At 67.2% G+C, this 3,021-nt stretch carries 3 protein-coding genes and 2 pseudogenes; 3 read left to right on the top strand and 2 right to left on the bottom strand.

Annotated elements, in window-relative coordinates:
- A pseudogene (locus AB7E83_RS28135) lies at positions 1–181 on the bottom strand (HAD family hydrolase); the annotation flags it as partial.
- 101 nt (positions 182–282) lie between these two features.
- Between AB7E83_RS28135 and AB7E83_RS28130 the strand changes: the two are divergent.
- The 3 genes from AB7E83_RS28130 to AB7E83_RS28120 are packed head-to-tail and all read left to right on the top strand — an operon-like array spanning position 283 to position 1,324.
- Positions 283–765: a YajQ family cyclic di-GMP-binding protein gene (locus tag AB7E83_RS28130; RefSeq protein ID WP_428574843.1), complete on the top strand. Its 483-nt coding sequence runs from the start codon at positions 283–285 to the stop codon at positions 763–765.
- Positions 766–767: 2 nt separating this feature from the next.
- Positions 768–965 (top strand): CPXCG motif-containing cysteine-rich protein, encoded by a 198-nt coding sequence (locus AB7E83_RS28125; RefSeq protein ID WP_428574840.1) that lies wholly within the window; start codon positions 768–770, stop codon positions 963–965.
- The gene (locus AB7E83_RS28120; RefSeq protein WP_428574838.1) at positions 962–1,324 is read left to right on the top strand and encodes a DUF3301 domain-containing protein; all 363 of its coding nucleotides are present in this window, start codon (positions 962–964) and stop codon (positions 1,322–1,324) included. The genes AB7E83_RS28125 and AB7E83_RS28120 overlap by 4 nt, the downstream gene beginning before the upstream one ends.
- 60 nt (positions 1,325–1,384) lie before the next feature.
- Here AB7E83_RS28120 and AB7E83_RS28115 read toward each other — a convergent pair.
- A pseudogene (locus tag AB7E83_RS28115) lies at positions 1,385–3,021 on the bottom strand (hypothetical protein); the annotation flags it as partial.

The raw sequence follows: 3,021 nt of genomic DNA, 5'->3' as shown, positions 1-3,021 counted from the left end.
GTCCGGGTTGTTCGCGCGCAAGTTGACGGCGGCGGGCCTGCAGCGCGCCCAGATCGTGGGCGTCGGCGATGCGCGGCAGGTGCGCCACGAGCCAGGCGTAGTGGACCTCCTCGGCGCGCCGCAGGATCGGCGCGGCATCCCACAGGGTGTCGTCGAGATCGAAACACAGCAATTGGATCACGGTGCAGGCGACATGCGGGCCGACTCTGCGATAATCAAGACGTCACCGGTCCATGGCGCCCCATGCCATCGGCCTCGTTCCTGCGGTCGGAGAATATTGCCATGCCTTCGTTTGATGTCGTGTCTGAAATCGATGCCCACGAACTGACCAATGCCGTCGACCAGACCAACCGGGAAATCTCGAACCGCTTCGACTTCAAGGGTTCGGGCGCTCGGGTGGAACGCGAAGAGTTCGTCCTGACCATCATCGCCCAGGCTGAATTTCAAGTGAAGCAGGTCGACGAGATCCTGCGCCTGAAGCTCTCGAAACGCGGCATCGACGTGCAGTCCCTCGAAGCGGCGGACATAACCTCGAATGTCAGCGAAGCGCGGCAGAAGATCACCGTGCATCACGGGCTGGACCAGGAGCATGCGCGCAAGGTCGTCAAGGCCATCAAGGAATCGGGGGTGAAGGTGAGCGCCCAGGTCCAGGACGAACAGGTGCGGGTGACGGGCAAGAAACGCGACGATTTGCAGGCCGTCATCGCCACGCTACGTGGCGCGAGCCTCGGCCGGCCGCTGCAGTTCACCAATTTCCGGGATTGAGCATGGCCGCCGCCGTCGAAGAGCACCCCAGCCACTGCCCCTACTGCGGGGAGAGCATCACCCTCCTGCTCGACACCTCGGCGCAGGGCCAGACTTATGTCGAGGACTGTGAGGTGTGCTGTCAGCCGCTCGAGGTGGCCTTTGCGGTGGACGCCACGGGCGACGTGGTGCAGTTCAGCGTGCGACGGCTCGACGAATGATGCGCGACGCCCTGTGGCTGCTGGTCACGGTCGGCGCATTCGCGGGCCTGTGGAACTGGAGCACCAGCGGCCGCGAGCGGGTACTGGCGGTGGTACGCGAGGTCTGCCGCGATCTCGACCTGCAGTCCCTCGACGACAGCGTCGTGCTGCGCGGAGTGCGCCCGGTGTGGACGGCTGGCGGCCTGCGCCTCGGCCGCACTTACCGCTTCGAATTCACCCTCGACGGCCGCGCGCGGCAAGCGGGCGATGTCGGCCTCGCGGGCTCGCAGCTGGCCTGGGTACGGGTCGGGCATCCGCAGGGCGACATACACATCGATGTCGACGGCATGCGCGCGGGCCGCGAGCGCCAGGCGCGCTGAGGGCTGCCTCCTCGGGCTGATCCCTCGCGCCTCGCCATGGGCCCGGCCTGCCCGGGTTGTTCAGTCGTCGCGCAGCCGCGACGCGAGTTCGGCAATCAGCGCCTGGTCATGGGCCTTCGCGGCCTCGCGGGCCTTGGACGCTCGTTTCTTGATGCGCTCCAGATGCGCTCGCTGGTTGGCCAGCAGGTGGTTCTGCGCAGTCGCGCCGCCCTGCTGCGCTTCCTGCTCCCGCAACCAGGTTTCCACTTCCTGCTCGAAGCGGTTGCGCGTGACAGCTTCTTCGTGTCGATGCTGTTCCAGGCTGCGCGCATGCGCGCGTGCAGCGGCTTCCATGCGTTCCTGGTTCGCTTCGGCCGCGGCAATTTGCTCGCGCGCCGCACTCAGTTCCGCCTCGATGACCACGATGTCCGATGCCAGCTGCGCTTCAATCGTGCGATCGGGCGCGGCGTTACGGGCCGCGGCGAGCTCGTTCATCTGCTGCTCGGCGCGCTGCTGGCTCACGAGCGCGAGTTCCTTGGCCTGCTGCGCCTCGAGCAGCGCCTGGCGCAACTGCCGTCCTTCGGCCTCCAGTCGCGCGCGCTCGGCCTCGAGCTTGGCTTCTTCGCGTTCGCGCAGTTTCTGATGTGACTGCTTGTATTCGAGGACGATACGCTCGGCCTCTTCCGCGGCCGCGACGCGCGCCGCCTCCGCCGCCGCCTTTTCGCGGCGCGCCCGTTCGAGTTCCTCGGCATTGCGCGCGAACTCGGCTTCGAGCTTGCGGCGCTCGGAGTCCACCTTGGCCTGGATTTCCTCGCGCAGCCGGCGCTCGAGTTCGTCCTGGCGCTGCTGACGCAGTTCGGCTTCCTGCGCGCTCGCCACGCGTGCGGCTTCGACTTCGGACTGGATGCGCTGCGCTTCGGCGAGTCGCTGCTTGGCCGTCTGCTCGTCGGATTTCAGCCGCTCGCGCTCTTCGGCGAGCTGCAGTTCGGCGGCTTCCTTCATGCGCTGCAGCCGCCCCAGTTCCTCCGCCTGCCACGCGTAGCTTTCCTCGAGCTTGCGCTCTTCTTCGCGCAACCGCGCTTCGGCCTGTTCCTGCATCTGGCGCAGGCGTTCTTCTTCTTCGCGTCGCCGCGCCTGCGCTTCGGCTTCGGCGAGCATCTTCTCCTGTTCCAGCTCCTCCTTGAGCCGTTGCATTTCCTCGACGGCGCGCCGCGCACGCTCGGCTTCATCGGCCAGACGCTGCTGCTCTTCCTGCAGACGCCGCGCGGCGTCCTCTTCCATGCTGCGACGGGCGATCTCGGCTTCCTGCTTCAGCCGCTGGGCCTCCTCGAGCTGACGGTTCGCGGCCGCGAGTTCGGCGTGCTGCAGTTCGAGCAGACGCGCTGCCTCCTGTTCCGCAGCACGGCGTTCATCCTCGAGCTGCTGTTTAAGCCGCTGGGTCTCTTCCCAGACCTCGTGCGCCTTGGCCGTTTCCTCGGCGAGCCGTGACTGCTCGGCTTCGATTCGCGCCTGCGCTTCACGTTCGAGCCGGACTCGCGCTTCCTCGGCTTCCGCCTGCAGGCGTCGCGCCAGTTCGAGGCGTTCGTTCGCTTCCTGCATCTCCGCCTGCTGCTGGGCACGCACGGCCGCCGCTTCCTCCTCGGCGCGTCGGCGTTCGTCTTCGAGCTCGGCCTTGAGGCGTTGTGCCTGCTCCCATTCGCGGCGTGCGCGCTCGGCTT

Origin of the sequence: Ramlibacter sp. (genome assembly GCF_050250995.1) — a bacterium.
Classification (GTDB): Bacteria; Pseudomonadota; Gammaproteobacteria; order Burkholderiales; family Burkholderiaceae_C; genus Ramlibacter.
Note: the sequence above shows the minus strand (reverse complement) of the source record. Positions and strands in the feature narration are given on the sequence as shown.

Bases quoted from the DNA above. Each gene is read 5' to 3' on its own strand.
- AB7E83_RS28130 (WP_428574843.1), top strand. From the start codon at position 283: ATGCCTTCGTTTGATGTCGTGTCTGAAATCGATGCCCACGAACTGACC.
- AB7E83_RS28125 (WP_428574840.1), top strand. From the start codon at position 768: ATGGCCGCCGCCGTCGAAGAGCACCCCAGCCACTGCCCCTACTGCGGG.
- AB7E83_RS28120 (WP_428574838.1), top strand. From the start codon at position 962: ATGATGCGCGACGCCCTGTGGCTGCTGGTCACGGTCGGCGCATTCGCG.